The organism is Clostridiaceae bacterium (assembly GCA_012840395.1).
Taxonomy (GTDB): Bacteria; Bacillota; Clostridia; order Acetivibrionales; family DULL01; genus DULL01.
This window is the reverse complement of record DULL01000029.1, coordinates 1-21,119: the sequence shown is the minus strand read 5'-3', so window position 1 is coordinate 21,119 and position 21,119 is coordinate 1. Positions and strand designations below refer to the sequence as shown.

21 protein-coding genes and 1 tRNA gene are annotated in these 21,119 nt (G+C 36.7%); 5 read left to right on the top strand and 17 right to left on the bottom strand.

All coding sequences use genetic code 11. The features are described from left to right. Window positions 1–6 precede the first annotated feature (6 nt). The 17 genes from GXX20_03480 to ugpC all read right to left on the bottom strand — a co-directional run bounded on the left by GXX20_03480 (window position 7) and on the right by ugpC (window position 15,522). A complete protein-coding gene (locus GXX20_03480; protein ID HHW30727.1) occupies window positions 7–1,266 on the bottom strand; it encodes a methylaspartate ammonia-lyase in 1,260 nt (419 codons plus the stop codon). Window positions 1,267–1,278: 12 nt separating this feature from the next. Next, window positions 1,279–1,461, bottom strand: a complete 183-nt coding sequence (locus GXX20_03475; GenBank protein HHW30726.1) for a hypothetical protein — start codon at window positions 1,459–1,461, stop codon at window positions 1,279–1,281. A gap of 4 nt (window positions 1,462–1,465) precedes the next feature. After that, window positions 1,466–2,917 (bottom strand): methylaspartate mutase subunit E, encoded by a 1,452-nt coding sequence (locus GXX20_03470; protein ID HHW30725.1) that lies wholly within the window; start codon window positions 2,915–2,917, stop codon window positions 1,466–1,468. Continuing rightward, window positions 2,914–4,302: a MutL protein gene (locus GXX20_03465; GenBank protein HHW30724.1), complete on the bottom strand. Its 1,389-nt coding sequence runs from the start codon at window positions 4,300–4,302 to the stop codon at window positions 2,914–2,916. The genes GXX20_03470 and GXX20_03465 overlap by 4 nt, the downstream gene beginning before the upstream one ends. A gap of 1 nt (window position 4,303) precedes the next feature. Next, window positions 4,304–4,717, bottom strand: coding sequence for a methylaspartate mutase subunit S (locus tag GXX20_03460; protein HHW30723.1), 414 nt, complete (start codon window positions 4,715–4,717; stop codon window positions 4,304–4,306). Between the two features lie 56 nt (window positions 4,718–4,773). Further along, entirely contained in the window at window positions 4,774–5,802 is a 1,029-nt protein-coding gene (locus GXX20_03455) for a GntR family transcriptional regulator (GenBank protein ID HHW30722.1), read from the bottom strand. A 233-nt stretch (window positions 5,803–6,035) separates the two neighbouring features. After that, window positions 6,036–6,111, bottom strand: a tRNA-Val gene (locus GXX20_03450). Between the two features lie 138 nt (window positions 6,112–6,249). After that, on the bottom strand, window positions 6,250–7,137 hold the full coding sequence (gene hslO, locus GXX20_03445) for an Hsp33 family molecular chaperone HslO (GenBank protein ID HHW30721.1): 888 nt from the start codon (window positions 7,135–7,137) through the stop codon (window positions 6,250–6,252). A gap of 241 nt (window positions 7,138–7,378) precedes the next feature. Further along, window positions 7,379–7,582 (bottom strand): cold shock domain-containing protein, encoded by a 204-nt coding sequence (locus GXX20_03440; GenBank protein HHW30720.1) that lies wholly within the window; start codon window positions 7,580–7,582, stop codon window positions 7,379–7,381. 307 nt (window positions 7,583–7,889) lie between these two features. Then, window positions 7,890–8,660: a class I SAM-dependent methyltransferase gene (locus tag GXX20_03435; protein HHW30719.1), complete on the bottom strand. Its 771-nt coding sequence runs from the start codon at window positions 8,658–8,660 to the stop codon at window positions 7,890–7,892. Window positions 8,661–8,720: 60 nt separating this feature from the next. Then, window positions 8,721–8,894 carry a small, acid-soluble spore protein, alpha/beta type gene (locus tag GXX20_03430; GenBank protein HHW30718.1) on the bottom strand — a complete coding sequence of 58 codons (174 nt, stop codon included), beginning with the start codon at window positions 8,892–8,894 and terminating at the stop codon, window positions 8,721–8,723. Window positions 8,895–9,002: 108 nt separating this feature from the next. Then, window positions 9,003–10,142, bottom strand: a complete 1,140-nt coding sequence (locus GXX20_03425) for a S41 family peptidase (GenBank protein HHW30717.1) — start codon at window positions 10,140–10,142, stop codon at window positions 9,003–9,005. A gap of 192 nt (window positions 10,143–10,334) precedes the next feature. Further along, window positions 10,335–11,468 (bottom strand): peptidoglycan DD-metalloendopeptidase family protein, encoded by a 1,134-nt coding sequence (locus GXX20_03420; protein ID HHW30716.1) that lies wholly within the window; start codon window positions 11,466–11,468, stop codon window positions 10,335–10,337. 25 nt (window positions 11,469–11,493) lie between these two features. Next, on the bottom strand, window positions 11,494–12,402 hold the full coding sequence (locus tag GXX20_03415) for an ABC transporter permease (GenBank protein ID HHW30715.1): 909 nt from the start codon (window positions 12,400–12,402) through the stop codon (window positions 11,494–11,496). Then, the gene (gene ftsE, locus GXX20_03410) at window positions 12,365–13,072 is read right to left on the bottom strand and encodes a cell division ATP-binding protein FtsE (protein ID HHW30714.1); all 708 of its coding nucleotides are present in this window, start codon (window positions 13,070–13,072) and stop codon (window positions 12,365–12,367) included. Before ftsE ends, GXX20_03415 begins: the two co-directional genes overlap by 38 nt. Before the next feature lie 142 nt (window positions 13,073–13,214). Next, the gene (locus tag GXX20_03405) at window positions 13,215–14,294 is read right to left on the bottom strand and encodes a PucR family transcriptional regulator (GenBank protein ID HHW30713.1); all 1,080 of its coding nucleotides are present in this window, start codon (window positions 14,292–14,294) and stop codon (window positions 13,215–13,217) included. Window positions 14,295–14,409: 115 nt separating this feature from the next. Beyond that, window positions 14,410–15,522 carry a sn-glycerol-3-phosphate ABC transporter ATP-binding protein UgpC gene (ugpC, locus tag GXX20_03400; protein ID HHW30712.1) on the bottom strand — a complete coding sequence of 371 codons (1,113 nt, stop codon included), beginning with the start codon at window positions 15,520–15,522 and terminating at the stop codon, window positions 14,410–14,412. A 296-nt stretch (window positions 15,523–15,818) separates the two neighbouring features. Between ugpC and GXX20_03395 the strand changes: the two genes are divergently transcribed. The 5 genes from GXX20_03395 to GXX20_03375 all read left to right on the top strand — a co-directional run bounded on the left by GXX20_03395 (window position 15,819) and on the right by GXX20_03375 (window position 20,870). Next, window positions 15,819–16,859, top strand: a complete 1,041-nt coding sequence (locus tag GXX20_03395) for an N-acetyl-gamma-glutamyl-phosphate reductase (GenBank protein ID HHW30711.1) — start codon at window positions 15,819–15,821, stop codon at window positions 16,857–16,859. A 101-nt stretch (window positions 16,860–16,960) separates the two neighbouring features. Beyond that, on the top strand, window positions 16,961–17,830 hold the full coding sequence (gene argB, locus GXX20_03390; protein HHW30710.1) for an acetylglutamate kinase: 870 nt from the start codon (window positions 16,961–16,963) through the stop codon (window positions 17,828–17,830). Window positions 17,831–17,845: 15 nt separating this feature from the next. After that, window positions 17,846–19,045, top strand: coding sequence for an aspartate aminotransferase family protein (locus tag GXX20_03385; protein HHW30709.1), 1,200 nt, complete (start codon window positions 17,846–17,848; stop codon window positions 19,043–19,045). Window positions 19,046–19,377: 332 nt separating this feature from the next. Next, entirely contained in the window at window positions 19,378–20,295 is a 918-nt protein-coding gene (gene argF / locus GXX20_03380; protein HHW30708.1) for an ornithine carbamoyltransferase, read from the top strand. A gap of 86 nt (window positions 20,296–20,381) precedes the next feature. Beyond that, window positions 20,382–20,870 carry a GNAT family N-acetyltransferase gene (locus tag GXX20_03375; protein ID HHW30707.1) on the top strand — a complete coding sequence of 163 codons (489 nt, stop codon included), beginning with the start codon at window positions 20,382–20,384 and terminating at the stop codon, window positions 20,868–20,870. Window positions 20,871–21,119: the final 249 nt, after the last annotated feature.

Genomic DNA, 21,119 nt, shown 5'->3' with positions numbered 1-21,119 from the left:
TATCAATCACTCCTTATTCCGATTAATCCGATTCCTTAGTGCAAGAATTCTTTGCATCTCATTATAAACTATCATCAATCCTTCATCCACACCCATTCCAGGTTTTGCAAGAATCTGATCTGGTTTTGTGGCCATAGCAAGATGTACGCATACCTGTGCTGAGCGGTCTGTTTCATTGCAGGTTCCTCCCTGATAAGCTCCTACACCTTTTTCCTTACAGTAAAGCACTGCTTCAACAGTATTATTAATACCGCCAAGATCGGGTGTTTTAATCTGGATCATATGCCCTGCTCTGTTATCCGCAAAATATTTGATATCTTCAAGAGTGTTGCACCATTCATCTGCTACAATCTGTACGTTGATACCTCTTTTATCTATTCTTTCTGTTAATTCTTTAAGAGCAAGCATTTGGCCTTCACGTTCTTCCACATCAATAGGCCCTTCTATGCGCAGCTTAAAAGGTGCAGCCACTTTTCCCAGTTCAGCAAGATAGTTCTCCATCATATCGTAATCATTATTGAATGCAATGCCGATTGTTCCATAAACATCTATATGAATTACAGGAGTATAATCCTCATAAGGCTTTAATTGTATTATTCTGTCTTTAAGCCACTTAACATATTTTAAAAGAAGTTCACCCTTCTCACCCAGTTTTGTTGAGACATTGTTAATTAATCCATGGGGAAGAACCTGAGCACCTTTGATAATCATCTTATCAACATTATTATACCTTTCATCGCCGGATTGTGTAAAAATTGGTATCTCTCTGTCAGAGACCTCTGTTCCGTATTCTGAAGCGACAACCTCTGTCATTAGCTTTCTTTGAGCCTTTGCTACTGCATCCAGTACTGCCTGGGTTACGCCATAGCGTATGGCGGTATGAAGTTTATTGCCTGTAGCGGGATTTACTATCTGGTCCACTTCTACTGCAAGCTGCCTGAAGCTGTCCAGTTCTTTTCCTATCAAGCATGGAGTTACATATTTTTCAATAACAGGAATAAAATCTTCTGCAAGAAAAAGCGGATCCCTTCCTCCTGCTCCTGAGTATTGAACTGCCGCACAATCTCCGTAAGCTATCTGTCCATCTTCCAAAACAAGCATAACTGATATTGATTCACCTGCTTGCCTTACTGCTGTAAATCCCGGTGTAACCGGCTCTCCTTTATATGTTTCTCCATCAGGTATGGCACCTTTTTTAATGGCTCTCTGATCGTCGAAAAAAAACCCTGTACGCCCTTTTGCACAAACTATATCAACGATTTTCATTATTTATTCCTCCTATATTTTTGGAAGCATGGGGACGGTTCTCTTGCTTCCTCTTCTGCTTCTTTCTTCGGAAGCATGGGGACGGTTCTCTTGCTTCCTCTTCTGCTTCTTTCTTCGGAAAGAGAAAGGAAGAAGAACCATCTCTCTTTTGGAAGCAGAGGAACCGTCCCTCTGCTTCCCCTCTGCTTCCCTCATGCTTCTATCTGGGGCGGCCTACCAGGTAACCTTTTCCAATAGCATATATATCATCTATAACCATCTGAAAGCTAACTTCCCTTTTTTCATATTTTGCCCTTTCTTCTATTTTTGCCTTGTGGAAGTCGATAATGTCTTTGCTGAAAGGTATATTGCCACAATCCAGAAGACGTACAGCTCCGTTGTTGTCTCTCGCGGGAAGTACTTTCCCCATATTATACTTGCTTGGAGCAAAAGGCACATCAATCACCCCTGCTTCAAAAGCTCTTACAGTACCGATGGCAATATCACCCTCACCAAGTTCATATACCCTGTTTAATATGCACCTGGTTTCCTCAATTATTATCTCCATTTCTTTCTCTAATTCATTGGTTAAAGGCATTTTCTGATCCCTCAGCATGGTTATCAGCTGTTTTGTAGCCCTAAGTCCTGCTGCATTTGCCTCCTTGGTAGGTATACCCAAGGCTTCATGAGGTGACTTAACAATAACCTTAGTAGCTCCTGATAATGCTGCCGCAGCGGCTCCCCAGGAAATAACACCGAAAGCTTTAGCCTCATCCTGCGGGAATCCGCCCATCCATTGATGAAATACAGTGGTTATTGTTACATTTTTGTAGCCAAACATATGCAAATATTCTTCTGTGAGTTTTTCTAATGTTTTTACAGCCGCCACATCCTGTATCAGATTTCCACATTGTCCATAACCGACAGTAATACTTTTTACACCCTGTTCTGCTGCCAACAGGCTTTCTATAATCGCTACCGCATGAGAGATACAGGGCGGGACCAAAGTACCTGTTAAAGGGCCGAAAGGTTCTCTGTTGATTGATACTCCTGCTTCTTCATACAATCCTACAAGTCTGTCCACATACTGCCAGTCGTATATTGTTTTTTCAACAGATGCATTTTTAGCATAAGGAATATTATATGATATGCCGCCCCCTTCGAAGGCTGTAAAACCCCCGGCAATAGATATTTCCGCAAGCAGTCTTGCATCAGGGGTACCATGTCTAACCTGGACAGGCAGATTCACTGATTCATTTATTCGTCTGCAGTTCTTTATACCCTGGTTGACTGCAGGATATCCATTTAAAAGGGATCTTCCCTTTATCATGCTTTCTTCCATTCCTTTTTCTGCTTCTTCATATCTGTTCTGCCTGGTATAGCTGTCTATGGTTGTAGGTAATAAATCTGCTTCTCCCTGCTCTTCAAGGAATTTAAGGAGTTCAATATGCTCATCGGTTAATGCTACACCAGCCCTTGGTTGTATAAGAGTTTCACTGCTTTTTCTGGCTTTTTCTAAACGGTAGGCAAATACTTTTTTACGGGGAATTTTTTTATGGTATTCTACAGCTTCATCAAAATTTACTTCTCTGCCTGTAGGCCACTGGTTCAGTACTTCCAGGCGCAGCTTGGTAAAAATCTCCTCATCCAGCTTTTTATTAACCACTTTCATGAAATCATCTCCAATTCTCTCTTAATAATTCTGACGGCAATTTCAGGATACCTCTCAGACAAAATCCCCATGGCTGCAAGTATGTATCCGGCATCAATATATATATCAGCATTAACGGGCTTTAATATTTCAGGCGTATCAGGATCGTACAAGACATTCTTCATAATTTCCAAAGGTCTTTTGCTGTTAATTATTACTCCTCCGGTACCAATTACCGTCCTTACATCAGTAAGATCCTTTCCTGTTTGTGTGTATAAAAGCCCCATGGGGGTGTATATTTCCTGGATATATCCCGCATGTCTGTTAACGGCTTCTTTGATAGCCAACGAGGATAATCCAAAATCTAATCTGGCAAGTTTTTCATTATTCCCGGGCAGTAAACCGGGATTAGCATTTATTTCATCCAGGCAACATCGGGTATCTTCTACACTTAGACCTGATATCCCTGCGATAGTTTCTATTCCAACTACCTCTGTCAAACTGGCAGACCCATATCTTACTCCAAGATCTCCCTCTACAGTCCTCTTTGCAAAAGGTTCTGGAAGTCCTTTCATCACCACGCCTGCCCGTGTAGGTTTTCCATCACAAATTGAATATACGTCTGTTGTAGCTCCGCCCACATCAACGGCAAGAATATCTCCTAATCCATCTTCATTGTGATATCCGGTGGATAAAACATGAACAGCCTTCAACACAGCCAAAGGAGTTGGCATTAGTATGCCTTCTATCAGTTGTTGTACTTTCGTGAGACCTTTTGCCTTAATAATCCTTTGTAGAAATAAATCCCTTATAGCATCTCTGGCTGGCTCTATATTTAATTTCCCAAATTCAGGCATAACATTCTGGCAGACTCTGACTTCTTTCCCTGATGAAAGCAGTATATCCCTGACTTTAGAAGCAACGCTTTTATTACCTGCTACGACTATGGCGAAATCTCCTTCTACAACAGACAATTTTTCTGCATTATGCAGTATGGTGCTCTTGTTCCCTCCGTCTGTTCCTCCTGTTAGAAGTACTATATCTGGCTTAATTACCTGTATCTCATCCAATTCTTCCTGATCTAATTCAAAAGAAAACACACCTGCTACTTTCGCACCTGCACTTAGGGCGGCACGTCTTGCAGCTTCTGCAGTAAGGTCAGGAACAAGGCCTATGGTAACCATTTTAAGTCCACCGGCAGCACTACTGCAGGCAAATTTGTATTCGTACTCTATCTTGCCGGTTTTTTGTTCCAATATGCGAACAGCTGCTTCAAGTCCCTGGCTTATATCTGAACTGGCTGTAGTAAATGATTCTGCAGTTCCCAGTATTTTTTCCGATTGTACATCAACAGAAGTGACTTTCGTATACGTACTGCCGAAGTCGATTAAAAGTATCGGTTTCATATCAGGCAACTCCCAAATCTTTTTTCAGATCAGCGATACTGATTTCAGGAGAGGTTCCAGGTGGATACACTCTATTGAAACCCATTGCTTTGAATTTTTTTTCTACAGTTTCAAAAGGTTGCTTTCCTATTACCAGATTGCCACCAACATAAAGAGGAATTCCCTCCAGACCCGCTTCATCACATTTTTCTCTTAATCCCCTGCAATCAATCTCTCCATGACCGTAAAGAGATGATACGATAATTGCATCTGCTGCTGTCTCAATTGCTGCTTTTATAAATTCTTCCTGAGAAACCATGACTCCCAGGTTTACTACATTAAAACCTGCCTGTCTGAAACAAAGCTCAAGTATTTTGTTCCCGACAGCATGTACATCAGAACCTATTACACCCATAACAATAGTCTTTCCATTCATTTGACCACCCCACAAAATAATCCTTAAAACAATTCATATAAATAATTCTCCAGTGCTTATCCGAAGGGATTCAAGAGAACCGTCCCTGCGCTTCCTTTATTGTTTAACGCATTTGATATTTGTTCTTCTATGTACATCATTGAACCCCGTTCAATCTGGTACTCAAAATTAATTATTTTTCCCCCTTTTTCCTTGAAACCGCTAATTATTTCAATAAGGTATTCTCCCTTTTCCACAAAAAAGCCAGGAGGCACTATCAGTGTAGTGCAGTTTCTCAGTGTATCTTGCAAGTAATCCATATCTTTTTCAAAAACGTGGTATGTCTTACTAAGATCAATATTAAAACCTTTGAGGTGCTCTCTAATAATATTTAAGAACATATCACTGGTACACAATATACAAATATTTTCATCCTCAGGTATGGTAGCAAGATCAATAATGGTTTGCCTGCTCAGGGATACAGCCGCCTGTATTATTCTATTGGTCAGCTCCGGCATTTCCCTGCATAAATCGTGATAGTGGTTTGAAGTAGTAATTATAATGTCAAACCATTTTAATATATCCACTGATTTTTTATATGATAAAACATCATCAAGTAAAAATCTGGAAAGTTCTAAATTCTTAATATATGATAATTGCCTCATAAAAATTGACAGGGCTTCCGGATTGCAATCAATTGTAGCCACTCTTACCTTCTTAAGCCCTTCTTCTCTTTCTCTTATACGTAAATTAATAAACGTAGATATTTCACGATATGTAAATTTTAGAGATTCGAGTTCGTCCAGCATCTGGTCAATGAGCTTTATTGCCCTCTCTTTTCTGCTTTCTTCAACTACATCCTGTTCTTTGGAGACAAAACTTCCACTTCCTTGAATTACTTCAATAACTTTATTTCTTTCTAGTTCCTCATATGCTCTTTTAATGGTTCCCCTTGCGACATCCAGCTGAAGGGCCAGTTCTCGTTCAGGAGGGAGCTTATCGCCGGACTTTAGAACTCCATTTCTGACAGCTATAGTTATTTGTTCAATGACTTGTTTATAAATCGGACTTGTACTTTGTTTATCAATTTTTATATCTAAATCCATATTAACAGCCGCCATTCCATGTATTGGTATATACCATTATTATAAATTGGTATATACCAATCGTCAAATTAATAAGTGCCAATATTAGGCAATGTTCTGTAAAGAGAACATTTTTCATGGAATTATCTTCTATTCTCACAAAAATTCACAGGAAATCAAAAAGAGAAAAGTGTACGTCTTCCTATAACAAAACCCTTGGTTATGTTCTAAAAACATAACCAAGGGTTTTGTCCTGGTGGGCACTATAGGGCTCGAACCTATGACCCCCTGCTTGTAAGGCAGATGCTCTCCCAGCTGAGCTAAGCGCCCGCGCAGTTATCATTGTCAGTACTCTAGTAGTATATATAAATTATTATTTAAAGTCAACAGGTTCGGCCTTAATAATTTTAATTTATTCGGCTTTTCTTTTTAAATTCTTGGCTTATCTAAATATTTCTTTATATCATGTTATTTCTCATTAATACCTTTTACCAAATTTAGCAACTCTTCTTCTGTGAAATAGTATTTCTTGTTACAGAAATGGCACACTAATTCTGCTCCATGCTGTTCTTTCACCATATCTAGAATTTCTACTTCGCCAAGGCTCACAAGATTCCTCTCCATTCTTTCCCTCGAACAGTTGCACAAATATTTGCATTCATTTATCTCATGTATCTCCAGCCCCGTGCTCCCCAAAATCATGTCTAAAATATCCTGCATACTTTTTCCCTGAGATAATAGTTCAGTAACCGGAGGAATAGAGGCTGTTTTTTCTTCTATAATATCTATTGTTTCATTTTTTACGTCCGGCATAACCTGTATAAGAAATCCTCCGGAGTTTAAAATACTCCCATCTTTATCTATCAGAACTCCTAGTGAAACCACTGACGGAATCTGCTCTGAAACAGTCAAATAAAATGCAAAATCTTCTGCTATTTCTCCCGAAACCAGTCTTACATACCCATTATACGGTTCTCTTAAGCCTAAATCCTTGATCACATTTACGTAACCTTCTGTTCCCACGGCTGCAGCTATTTTCAGTTTACCTTTTTGGTTTATAAAAGTTTCTGTATCTGGATTATCAACATAACCTTTTACATTAGCTTTAGAATCAGATACTACAACTATTCCTCCCAAAGGTCCATTTCCTTTTATCTGAATAGTTATAACATCTTTATCCCCTTTTAAAGTCTGGGATAATAATGCTCCGCCAGTTAATGTCCTTCCCAATGCAACTGATGCCGTAAGGCTAAGATTATGGATCTTTTGAGCTTCCCTTACAATTTCAGTTGTAACTGCCCCAATTGCTCTTACAGTACCTTCTGCTGCTGTAGCTCTAATAATGTAATCACTCATTTCCCAGTCTCTCCTATAAGGTTTATTTCTTCTTTAAGGTTTTTTCCCTATAAATTTATTTCTTTTGGATTATAGCATAACAATAGCAAATTTTCGATTATATTATAAATTTTACCTTTGTTCTTTTATTACCTTTATTCTATTAATAATTATATTAATAACATAAAACAACGAAAATCCCGGTATTTTCATACCGGGACTACTTGGCTCCATCAATTTATATTAAAGAATAAATCTTTGTCTACACGGTTTTTGTCACGTTTGCTGCCTGGGGGCCTTTGGCGCCCTCAACAACCTCAAACTGAACTTCTGCACCTTCTTCTAAAGTTTTGAAGCCGTCCATTTCGATAGCCGAATAATGAACAAATACATCATTACCGTCTTCTCTTTCAATAAATCCATAACCTTTTTCGGCGTTAAACCATTTTACTCTTCCTTTTTCCATTCAAAAAACCTCCTGAAATAAAACTAGTTAGCTTGAGCAATTCAGCCAGCAAACTGTCTTGAGTGTATCACATTATGGCCTAGCTTGTCAACTTGATAAAATTGCTCATTAAGCTATAACTATTAGTTTTCAATTATTTAAAATTGCTTCATCTTTTGAATCTATTATGCCGTCTAATTAAAAATATTATTCTATAAGCTTCTGCCAGTACTTTATAAACTTTTCTTAACTTATAAACTTTTCTTAACTTGCTGAATTCTGATTTGGTTACTGAATCGTTTTTAAGAAGTGTTTTATGCAAAATATTTCATACCAATTTTTTACATACAAAAAATATTCTTTCACTTTTATTATCAGGATGTGTAAATTTCATGGCATCATAAATATTCAAGACTTTTAATCCCGACTGTTCTGCCAATTTTCTAAGTTCATCCTCAGAATAAGCTCTTTCATAATGTATTTCATCATATCGCCTGTACTTATCATCTTCCTTAATAAAAAGTGTTATATCAAACTGGCATATTTGCTTTTTCTTATTATATTTATTCTCCCATATATATGTAACTTCATTATCCACGCTGTAGAATACATTATTTCCCAATATTTTTTCAAATTTATACCGGGTATTTATGTCAAAAATAAAAAGCCCTCCGGGATTTAAATAATTATAAACAAGTCTAAATAATCTTCTGACATCATTTTTCCTTGTAATGTAATTCAAACTGTCCAAAAGGCAGGTAAAAGCATCAACAGTACCGTGAAGTTCAAAATTACTTATATCCTGATTAATAAACAATATATCAAGATTTTTTTCAAGAGACTTGTTTTTAGCGCAAGAAAGCATGTCATAGGAAATATCGATTCCAATCATTTCATAGTTTCTTTCTGCCATTTCAATACAGAAACTTCCCGTCCCACAGCCTAAATCTGCTATTAAAGACGGCTTATAATCATTTTTTTCAAAGATCTTTTCAATGTAATCTGCCCATTTTGTATAATCTACATCGCTCATTAGCTTATCATAGACATAAGCAAGACTTGTATAAATTATCGTTCCCCCCTGTATAAAGCAAACCATGGTCTTATAATCCTGAAATATACATTCAGGATTATAAAACCGTAAGTTAATAACTAGCATTCACATTTGCTGGCCTTTATCCAACTGTAAAGCTTTTTTCTTTTTTGACATTAACCCTCCTATTCTTCCTGTCTCCTTAGCAGATAAACTTTTCCATCCGAACTTTGTTACCTTATCTAACAGTCCCAGTTCAGAAGCAATTTCATATTTGAGTTTTTCATCTATATTCCCCACCTATATCCACCTCCATGAATATATTTTGCGAAGAATACCTTTTTTATTCAATTTTTACAATAATCTATGAGAATTCTCTCATATTATTAGAGGTGCAACAGGGAGGCATTACTGTTGTTTAGCCTTTAATATCTGAATTGCTGTTTCAAGTTGTGTGTCTTCACCTCTGGGAACCTGGGATACCGGCAAGTTACTATATTCTTTGGGAAGAAGTACTTCTACATCGGGCTCAATGCCAACATCCTGGATACATACTCCCGAAGGAGTAAAATACCTGGATACAGTTACTTTAATTCCGGCACCTCCGGTCAAAGGAAGGACAGCCTGAACCAATCCCTTGCCAAAAGTCTTGGTTCCCACTAAAACACCTTTTTTATGGTCTTTCAATGCTCCTGCTAAAATTTCAGATGCGCTGGCACTGTTATTGTTTATCAATACTGCAATAGGCATCTGCAGATTAAGTTTATCAGACTTTTCCTCAACTCTGTTATTGTTCCTATCCTCTGTGTAAACAATCAAACCTTCCGGAAGAAGGATGTCTGCAATTTTAACTACCTGATCATAGGAACCTCCCGGATTATCTCTAAGATCAATAATCAGACCTTTCATTCCCTGCTTTAATAATCCATAAAGATGCTGTTGGAAGTAACTCGCAATCTCTGAATCAAACATAATAATTTTAATATATCCAATATTATCAGCCAACATTTCGCTTTTAATATTTGCTATCTTTATTCTTTTTCTTGGTATTTCAAAATCAATAGCCCTGCCTTCAGAGGGCCTTAACATGGTTATTTTACATATAGTACCCTCTTTCCCCCGTATCATGCCGATTATAACATCATCGTCCCTTATTGATGTTACATCAACACCATCAACATTAATAATTTTATCTCCCTTTTGAACTCCCGCCTCCAGTGCAGGAGAACCTTCGAAAGGCTCCACTACCGTAAGCAGCCCGTCCTTATCTTCAATAACTGATACTCCTATGCCAACATAACTTCCGTCTGATTTTTCCCTGAATGCCTTCATCTGGTCTTTAGTAAGGTATACAGTATAAGGATCTCCCAGTGAATTGGCCATGCCCGCAATTGCTCCCTCAAGCAAAACATTTTCATCTATATCCTTATAGTACTCCTTCTTTAAAATATTCCTGACTTCATTAAACCTCTTGATATTATTTATGTCTACAGAATCGGAATCGAAATAGATTTCATATTTGGCATTAAAAAAAACATTGCCAAACATTATAAATACTGTTGTAAAAAATGTAATCACTGAGGTAACAGTGATTATGGCTACTGTGTAGATAATTAATTTTTTATTTCTGATCAAAATAAACACTCCTCCATAACCTGTGTCTTAAGCTGCTGACAGCTTTTATAATAGAAAATATACTCTGATAATAAACATATGCACAGGGTAATGGAAATAAACCAATTATTTAGACAAATATCCCTTTAAAGGATCTACAGTTTTATCGTTTTCCCTTACTTCAAAATGGAGATGCGGCCCTGTAGAGAGACCAGTACTGCCTACTTTTGCAATTACCTGGCCTGCTTTAACTTTATCGCCAACTGAAACAAGCAACTTGCTGCAGTGAGCGTAAAGAGTGGATATTCCTCCCCCATGATCAATAACTATTCTCTTGCCATAACCTGAAGTAGTCCCCGACAAAATAACAGTCCCGTCATTTGCAGCAACAATGTCATCCCCCGTATCAGCGTCTATATCAATTCCGCTATGCATTCTGTTCACCTTAAGAATTGGATGGAATCTCATCCCATACTGGGACGTAACTCTATAATTCCCAGGCGCTGGCCAAACCATGCTTCCACCAACATAAGGATTATTACTAAGCAGCGCAGCTATTTCCTTATCTGCTTTCCTGGATTCTTCCAGAAGCTGGTCCTCAAGCTGTTCAATCCTTTTTAAGTCTTGAAGTCTTTGATTCAGTCTTTGTTCAATTTCAGCTCTTGAAGCTGTGAGATTATCTAAACGTTCCCTGGTTTCAACCTTTTTATTTTCTACTCCCTCTATTTCTTGTGCCTTTAGTTGTCTCATGTATTCAACGTCTGCTTTCATAAATTTTAATTCTTCTATCATTTCACTATCTTTTTTAGCTATAAAACTAATAAGTTCTATTTTTTCAAAAAAGTCCGTTAATGACTTTGAATTAATAAGAGAATAAAGAATGGAACTTTTTGAGCTCTCATACATAACTCTCAGTCTTATTTTTACCTGTTCGGTCTTTTCTTCCAAATCTTTCTCAGCTTGACGTATGCTATCCTCTATCTTTGCTAATTCTTCTTCCAGTTTATTCAGTTCTTCTACAAGTTTTTCATACTCCTTGGTCTCTTGAGCCTGTGCATTTAAAAGGTTTTTCTTATCTTCTTCCAGTCTTTTTTTCTCTGCCTCAAGTTCCTTTTTTTCTTGCGCAACATCTTTTAACTTACTTTCAATTTCATTCTTTCTCTGTTGAGCTTCTTCCAATTGACCAGCTACTACAGTAAAAGCACAAGAAAAGATAAATATCAGAATTAGCCCAACTGACAAAATTCTTTTAGCTTTCATTATAGCAACCTCCCAAAAATGCACATCAAACACTTAAATATTTTCGAATTGATATCAGACTGCCTACAGCACCCACCGTGCATCCTGTCAGACAATAAAATAATGATAACCGGAGACTGATATCATTCTTACTGACTAAACTAAAGTAATTACTTCCGACTTCAAACAATTCTGTATTAAACTTAGTTTCAATAATGCCATATCCATAATTTGTAAGTACTGCAGCTATAATTGCACCTATTAAGCCTATTATAACACCTTCAAATATAAAAGGCCAACGTATAAACCAGTCTGTAGCCCCAATATATTTCATTATGCTTATCTCTCTTCTTCTAGCAAATACTGTCAACCTTATTGTATTAGATATAATAAATACCGATATTAATAAAAGTATAAATATCAATACCCAGCTTACAGCATTAATCCATTTTGACAGTCTTGAAATAAAGTCAATAACTTCCTGATAATAAGCTACTTTCCTTACTCCTTCAATAGCCATTATCTGCTTTTCTGTTTCTCTGCTTAGATCAGGGTTGTTTAGTGTAACTATAAAGGAAGCAGACAGAAGGGTATTTTCATCAAATCCTTCCAGGATATCTGCGTTTTCTCCCAATTCAATCTTATATTCTTCAAAGGCTTCCCTGGCGGTTATAAGTCGGTAATCTTTAATATTCTCAATTTGTTTCAGAGCCTTCTCAATTTCCTTAATTTTTTCCTCTTCCAGTTCATAATCGCAAAATACCTTCATTTCCTGCTGTTCATTAAGGATATTTGCGTTATATCTTATGTTCTCCAGCAATAGAAAAAACAAACCAAATATCACTAATGACGCAATTACCGCTGTTATTGATGCAAGTGACATCAGTTTATTCTTATATGTATTTATCAAACCTTCTTTAAACATGTATCGGAAAGTTCTTATTTTCATCTTCATAGAGTCCTTTCTGCTGGTCTCTTACTAATACCCCTCTGTTTAGTGCTATAACCCTTTTCTTCATGGCATCTACAATACTTTTTTCATGGGTGGCAACTATAACTGTAGTTCCTCTGTTATTTATTTCCGCTAATAACCTAATTATCTCCCATGAATTTTCAGGGTCAAGATTTCCGGTAGGTTCATCGGCAATCAGAATAGAGGGGTTATTCACCAGTGCACGTGCTAAAGCTGTTCTCTGCTGTTCTCCTCCTGAAAGCTGTCCGGGACAAACATTAGCCTTTCTGCTTAATCCTACAAGCGCAAGCGCCATTGGAACCTGGCGGCGAATTTCTTTTGGAGTAGCTTCAGTTATCTGCATGGCAAAAGCAACATTTTCATAAACTGTCTTATTGGGAAGAAGTCTAAAATCCTGAAACACTACTCCAAGGCTTCTTCTTAAGCTGGGTATTTCTTTCCTGCTAAGGGATGCTACATCATACCCGTTTACAAAAACCTGACCGGCTGTAGGTTCTTCCTCTTTCATCATAAGCTTGAGCATTGTGGATTTCCCTGAGCCGCTTGAACCTATAATAAATACAAATTCACCTTTATCTATTCTAAAACTGATATCTTTTAAAGCGACAGTACCATTAGGATATTTTTTTTCTACACCTATAAATTCAACCATTTTATTCGCCTCATCCATTTGTTGCATTCTCAGTAATTATTCATATTTATCCACTATACATAATTATTCATTATAAGCTAAAATAACTTATAACTCAAGGAAAAAACCCTGTCAATTGTTCGCATCATCACACTACGGCAAATTAACCCTTGGCTGCATAGTTATCCAGATATTTTTTAACTAAGGTTGATACCTTAAAAGTTATTGCATCATCCAATTTTCTAAGGTCAAGCCCTGTTATCTTATATATCTTTTCTAACCTATATACGAGGGTATTTCTATGAACATACAATTGACGGGAAGTTTCGCTGATATTAAGATCATTTTCAAAAAATTTCTGTATGGTAATAAGAGTTTCATCATCCAAAGACTCTAAAGCCCCTTCGGGGAATACTTCATTAAGGAACATTCTGCAAAGAGTTTCCGGCAGCTGGTATATTAATCTGCCTATTCCAAGCTTCTCATAATTCACGATTTTCTTTTCACTTTCAAATATAGCTCCTACCATTAATGCAGTTTGAGCTTCTTTAAAAGAACGTCCAATATCCTTTATATCATCAACAACAGTTCCTATACCCACGTGAGCTTTTACCATTGATTCGGCATTAAGGTTGTCTATAATTACTGCAGCTATTTTTTCAATTTCTGCTTTATCATCTTTAGATTTTAACTCTTTTACCAAAACTATATTTTCTTCATCCAATACAACAATGAAATCTTTAGATCTATTTGGAAACAGGTTTTGAATAATTTCACTGGAATAAACTTCGCTGGATTTTTCTGTCTTTATCAAAAATACCACTCTGTAAACATTGGTAGCCATGCGAAGTTCCTTTGCCCTGATAGAAATATCCCCTGGCAGAATATTATCTAAAATAATATTTTTAATAAAGCTTCTCTTGTCAAATTTTTCTTCATGATATGTTTTTAGATTAATTATATTTATGCAAAAAAGAGACAGATAGTTATAATACTCTTCACTATCAGATTTGATGAATGTAATATACTCTAATTTATTTCTTATGAATACCTTTCTGTAAGTAATACCATCTACTACAATGGATAAATTCTGTCCTTCAATGAAATCTTCCGGTATATCCATTTTCTTTCCTACATTTCTCTCATCAGAACAGGCTAGTATCAATCCACTTTCATTGATAACCCCAAACTCAGCCTTAATATTTTGTTTTGCCTGATTTACAAGGTTCTGTAGTAGTTTCATCAAATCTTGTCCTTTCCTTTTTTCTTCTATTTATTATACTATTTTATAATAAAAAGAGGAAGATATATTAAATCTTCCTCTTTTTTAATTCAAAGACTATTATTTTATATTTTCATTAATTGATTATTGTTTTCTCAGTTTCTTTGTCAAACAGATGGCATTTATCTGTATCAAGACAAATCTTTACTCTCTTTCCTGCCTTAGCCTTTGTATTCGGGTTAACTCTTGCAGTTAAGTTAATATCGTCAACATGCAGATACAGGAATGTTTCAGAGCCAAGCATTTCAAGCACTTCAACATCTGCTTCAAGAACACAGTCAGGATTAGCCTGTACATCATCTTCATCATCTGAAATTGCCTCAGGCCTGATACCCATGACAACTTCTTTTCCTACATAATCTGTGCCTTCCAATAATTTAGCTTTATGAGCAGGAAGCTTGATTGCATTTTTGCCAAAGAGCATGTATGTTTCTTCGCCACGTTTTTCTAATTTTACATTAATGAAGTTCATTTGAGGGCTTCCGATAAATCCTGCAACAAACATATTACATGGCTTAGTATATAATGCTTGCGGTGTATCAACTTGCTGTATAAATCCATCTTTCATAACTACGATTCTTGTACCCATTGTCATAGCTTCTGTCTGGTCATGGGTAACGTAAATTATAGTTGTTTGTAATTTCTGGTGCAACTTACTGATTTCTATTCTCATCTGAACTCTTAATTTAGCATCCAAGTTTGAAAGAGGCTCGTCCATAAGGAATACCTTTGGTTCACGAACTATAGCACGGCCAAGAGCAACTCTCTGTCTTTGTCCACCTGACAAAGCCTTTGGCTTTCTGTCTAACAGATGCTCAATATCGAGAATTTTTGCAGCTTCATGAACTCTTCTCTTTATTTCATCCTTAGGAGTCTTTCTTAATTTAAGTCCGAAAGCCATGTTGTCAAATACTGACATGTGAGGATAGAGAGCGTAGTTCTGGAAAACCATTGCGATATCTCTGTCTTTTGGCTGAACATCATTTACCAGCTTACCATCAATATAAATTTCACCTTCGGAAATTTCTTCGAGGCCTGCTATCATTCTTAATGTAGTGGTCTTACCACAGCCAGAGGGACCAACTAAAATAATAAACTCTTTATCTTCGATATCAAGGTTAAAATCACTAACAGCTGTTACTCCACCCTCAAACCTCTTATACACGTGTTTTAACTGTACACTTGCCATTTTTTCCCCTCCTATATATCTAAAAAAGATAAATTAACACGTATAGTATAACACTTAATTCTCGACAACAACTAGTATACTTTTAGACAAATTTAATTTTTTCAATTTAGCCATATTGCATAATAAAATAGGTATAATTTTATCTTCATATCTCGTTACCAAAATATAATCAGCAACTCATATTTGAAAATATTGTATACATATAACAAATTTCTCTAATTCCTATTGAATTTTTATACATTTGGATGTATAATTATGAAACAATTATTTAACTTTTTATATCAGAGGTGTTATAAGTGGTGAATGTAAGTATTATCGGCGCTACAGGATATGTTGGTATTGAAATGGTCCGCCTGATTCATAACCATCCGGAATTCAATATTGCTGCAGTAGTTTCTCAGAATTTTGTAGGAAATAAGATTTCGGATATTTATCCAAATCTAAAAAATGTTTTTGATATGGAGTGTAGTGCCCTGGATATAGACAAAATTGCCCAGGTTTCAGATATAGTAATCACTGCTCTTCCCCACGGGGTATCCAAAGATGTAATTCCCCAACTTATATCAAGAGGAATAAGAGTCCTTGATCATAGTGGTGATTTTAGATACAAATCTGTTGAAGTTTATGAAAAATGGTACAATACAACCCATGGCATGCCTGAATTACTGGAAATTTCAGTATACGGCTTGCCTGAAATATACAGAAATCAGATTAAAGATGCTCAACTGGTGGCTAATCCGGGCTGCTACCCAACCTGTTCTATTCTGGGTATCTGGCCTCTTCTTAAAAATAATCTTATTGAGAAGAAAAATATTATTATTGATGCCGCTTCCGGAGTAACAGGAGCCGGAAGAACCACAAGCCTGCCCTACCAGTTCTGTGAATGTACTGAAAACTTTAAAGCATATAAAGTGGCAACACACAGGCATACTTCTGAAATAGAACAGGAACTAAGTTTTATAGCAGGCGAACCTTTGATGGTATCTTTTACTCCTCACCTTGCTCCTATGAAGAGAGGCATGCTTGCAACAATTTATGCAAACTTGGCGGAAAAAATAACTGCATCTGAACTAATAGATATATATAAAGAGCACTATAAAAACGACTTTTTCGTAAGGATATTAGATGAAGGTCAAATTCCTGAAACCAAGAATGTAGCAGGTTCTAATTTCATTGATATCGGATTGGTTGTAGATGAAAGGCTCAACAGAGTTATAGTATTATCCGCTCTGGATAACCTTGGTAAAGGTGCCGCAGGCCAGGCTGTCCAGGATCTTAACATTATGTGCGGATTACCTGAAGAAACAGGACTGTCCAGCCCAGGCTATTATTTATAAGGAATAAGTAGTAATAATAAAAAATTGAAGTTTGCTATTCAAGATAAAATATTTAGAAATAATGAATTTAACCCGGTGTAAGGAGGTTTTTGGGAGGTCCTATGGAAACGATTATTAAAAAAGCTCAGATATTAATAGAAGCTTTACCCTATATTCAGAAGTTTTATGGCAAAACCGTAGTTATTAAGTACGGCGGAAATGCAATGATAAACGACACTTTGAAAAACTCTGTCATGGAAGATATTATCTTGTTAAAATATATAGGTCTCCATCCAATTGTTGTTCACGGAGGAGGCCCGGATATCAACAAGGCTCTCGAGAAGTTTGATATAAAAAGTGAATTTGTAAACGGGCTGAGAGTAACCGATGCTGCCACAATGGAAGTAGCACAAATGGTGCTTGTAGGAAAAACTAATAAGGAAATAGTATCCATGCTAAATCACAAGGGAGGCAAAGCTATAGGTCTTTGTGGCATTGACGGGAACCTCCTGGAGTGCCGGCAGCACAAACCGGTAGTTGACGGAGTGGAAAGAGATATAGGTTATGTGGGAAAAATTATCAATGTAAACGCAAAAGTTATAGAGCTTATATCAAAGGATGAATATATCCCTGTAGTAGCCCCCATCGGGGTAGGCAAAGACGGCAAAAGCTACAATATTAATGCAGACACAGTGGCAAGCGAAGTTGCCGCTGCTTTAAAAGCTGAAAAACTTATTCTTTTAACTGATGTTGAAGGCGTGAAATTATCCAAGGACAGCAATGAAATTATATCTTCACTTACTATACAAGAAGCAAAGGAACTTATAGAAAAGAACGTTATAGTCGGTGGTATGATACCTAAAATTTTAGGTTGTATTGAAGCCCTTGAAAAAGGTGTTGGTACTACGCATATACTTGATGGAAGGGTACCTCACTCAATTTTGCTTGAAGTCTTCACAAATCAAGGAATAGGCACAATGATAATAAAATAACAAGGAGTACTGAAAATGAACCTTAGCGAAGTTATAGAAATGGATAAAAAATATTATATGAATACTTTTGGGAACAGGACTCCTGTCTGTTTTCAATATGGTAAAGGAATTAATCTCTGGGATGACAAGGGTAATAAATATTATGATTTTCTCGCAGGAATTGCGGTAAACGCGCTGGGACATTCTCATCCAAGACTAGTTAAAGCTATACAGGAGCAGGCCGAAAAATTTATCCATTGCTCAAGCCTTTATTACATTGAAAATCAGGCAAAGCTTGCAAAGGTTTTAGTGGAAAATTCCTGTGCTGATAAAGTATTTTTTGCCAATAGCGGAGCAGAGGCAAATGAAGGCGCAATAAAACTTGCCCGTTTGTATTTCAAGAAGAAAGGGTTTAATGATAAATACGAGATAATAACACTTGAAAATTCCTTCCACGGAAGAACTCTTGCTACAATAGCCGCAACAGGCCAGGAAAAGTATCAGAAACCCTATTGTCCTCTCACGCCCAAATTTACTAAAGTCCCTATAAATGACCTGGCTGCTCTTGAAAATGCAATTAATGACAATACCTGTGCAATAATGCTGGAACCTGTTCAGGGAGAAAGCGGCGTGCGTCCCACCACATACGAATATATGCAGGGTGTACGCAAATTATGTGATGAAAAAGGCATATTATTAATACTTGATGAAGTACAATGCGGTCTTGGAAGAACAGGTAAACTTTTTGGGTATCAACATTATGATATAGAACCTGATATATTTACATTGGCCAAGGCTTTAGGTGGAGGTTTCCCAATAGGAGCTTTATGCGCAAAGGATTTCGTTGCACAGGCCTTCGAACCGGGAGACCATGGTTCAACATTCGGCGGAAATCCTCTGGCTTGCGCAGCCGGATTGGCAGTTATGGACGTGTTGTTAAATGAAAATCTAGTAGATAATGCCGACAAAATGGGCCGGTACTTCGCCGGGAAGCTATCTGACCTCAAAGAGAAATACAGTGTCATAACTGAAATCAGGTACAAAGGATTGCTGTTAGGAATTCAGTTTTCCATACCAAAAGCTAAAGAAATTAAGGATGAATGTTTTAATAGAGGATACTTAATTGGAAATGTGGGAACCAATATTCTCAGAATTTCCCCTCCCCTGATAGTCACAGAAGAGGATATAGACGGTATGGTATCTGTATTGGATTCAGTACTGGGTAACCTGGAATAAATTTAAAACCAGAAGATATATTTAATTAACTGGAAGATTTAAATTTAATTATCTTGCATAAATTATTTGTATCCGAATTATTTGTATCCTGACATTGAATAGTAGTTCTTTTATTGAGTTGTTTGTAGTAGTTGTTTTGAAGTAGTTGTTTTGAAGTAGTTGTTTGTAGTAGTTGTTTTGAAGTAGTTATTTTGTAGCAATTGCTTGTAATGATTTTTTGTAGAGGTTATTTGTTTGGTAGCAATTATTTTATATTGCCTTTATCATTTTATATTGCTTTTAATCATTTTTAATTATTTTGTATTTCTTTTAATTTTATTGGAGGTTTGAACATGAAGCATTTATTGTCCTTAAACGACCTTTCACTTCAGGAAATAGAAGAGATATTCAGACTTTCTGAAAAACTAAAAAGGCAGTTTAAAGAAGGAGTCCAGCACCATTTACTGAAAGGGAAAACTTTGGGCATGATTTTTACCAAATCTTCCACAAGAACAAGAGTTTCTTTCGAAGTAGGAATGTATCAGCTGGGAGGCTATGCCCTGTTCCTGAGCTCCAACGATATACAGCTTGGAAGAGGAGAGACAATTTATGACACTGCCCAGGTATTGTCAAGATATCTGGACGGAATAATGATAAGAACATATAAGCAAAAAGATGTTGAAGATCTTGCTGAATTTGGCAGTATTCCCGTAATTAACGGTCTGACTGATCTTATGCATCCATGCCAGGTGCTGGCGGACCTGTTTACTGTATATGAAGCAAAGGGAACATTAAAAGGCTTGAAAATGGCCTATGTTGGTGACGGCAATAACGTGGCTAATTCACTCCTTCACGGTTGTGCCAAAGTTGGTATGGATATTTCAGTCGCCACCCCCGCCGGATTTGAGTGTAATGACAGTATTGTTCAGGAAGCCCTGGCATCAGCTGAAGTATCAGGCTCCAGGATAGTGCTTACTCACCATCCTGAAGAAGCGGTAAAGGATGCTGACGTAGTATACACAGATACATGGGTAAGTATGGGACAGGAAGCTGAAAAAGAAGAAAGGATAAAAATATTCAAACCATATCAAGTAAATAAAGAATTGTTCTCATTGGCAAAGGATGATGCCATATTCCTGCACTGCCTGCCTGCATACAGGGGTTTTGAAGTTACTGAAGAGATAATTGACGGACCTCAGTCAATGATTTTTGAAGAGGCAGAAAACAGGTTGCATGTGCAAAAAGCTATCATGGTACTGCTTATGGGTTAGAATGATACAAAGAATAGAGTATAAAGAAGTAGATATCTATGAATACAGTATTAAGGGAAACTATAACTAGTAAAAAATATGCTGCTATGACAGTTAACAAATATGATTGTTTTACAATCAGAAAAGCTATAAAAGATGATGCAGAAGCCATATTGAATATAACCAGGGAATCTTTCATCAAATATGTGAAGGATTCCGGATTGACTGTGGCAATCGAGGCCCTTACCGAATCCCTTGATGATATTGTTAATGATATTGATAAAAAAGATGTATATATTTTATTAGTAAACAAAAAACCTGTTGGTTCAATAAGGGTGGAAATTTTGCAGGATGGCTCAGCTTACATTAGCAGATTTGGAGTTTTGCCAGAATACCAGAATCTTGGAATAGGCAAATCACTTCTTGAGCACGTTGAAAATGCCTTAAAAACAAGAGGTGTGAAAAAAATTGTGCTTCACACGGCATCAAAAAATAAAGATTTAATATGCTTTTATTACAGCAGAGGGTTTTATGTCGACTCTACTACAAAAGAACGGGGATATATCAGGGCACTTATGGTAAAGGAGCTGGAATAGCTCCTTTTTTTAAGTCTTCATGTTGTAAACATCAAATAAACTCGTTCCATTGCAAATAAAGTCGTTCCGCTGAAAATAAAGATGTTCCTTCGGAACAGGATTAAGTGAATAGGTTTAAGGGATAAGGATGTTATCCAATAAAATAAATCAATCCTTTGTAATCCACTTATCATGCTGGTTACAAAGGATTTTATCTTTCTATCCTTATCCCTTTTCCCTTACCCCTTTCCCCTGTAAAAGGAACAACTT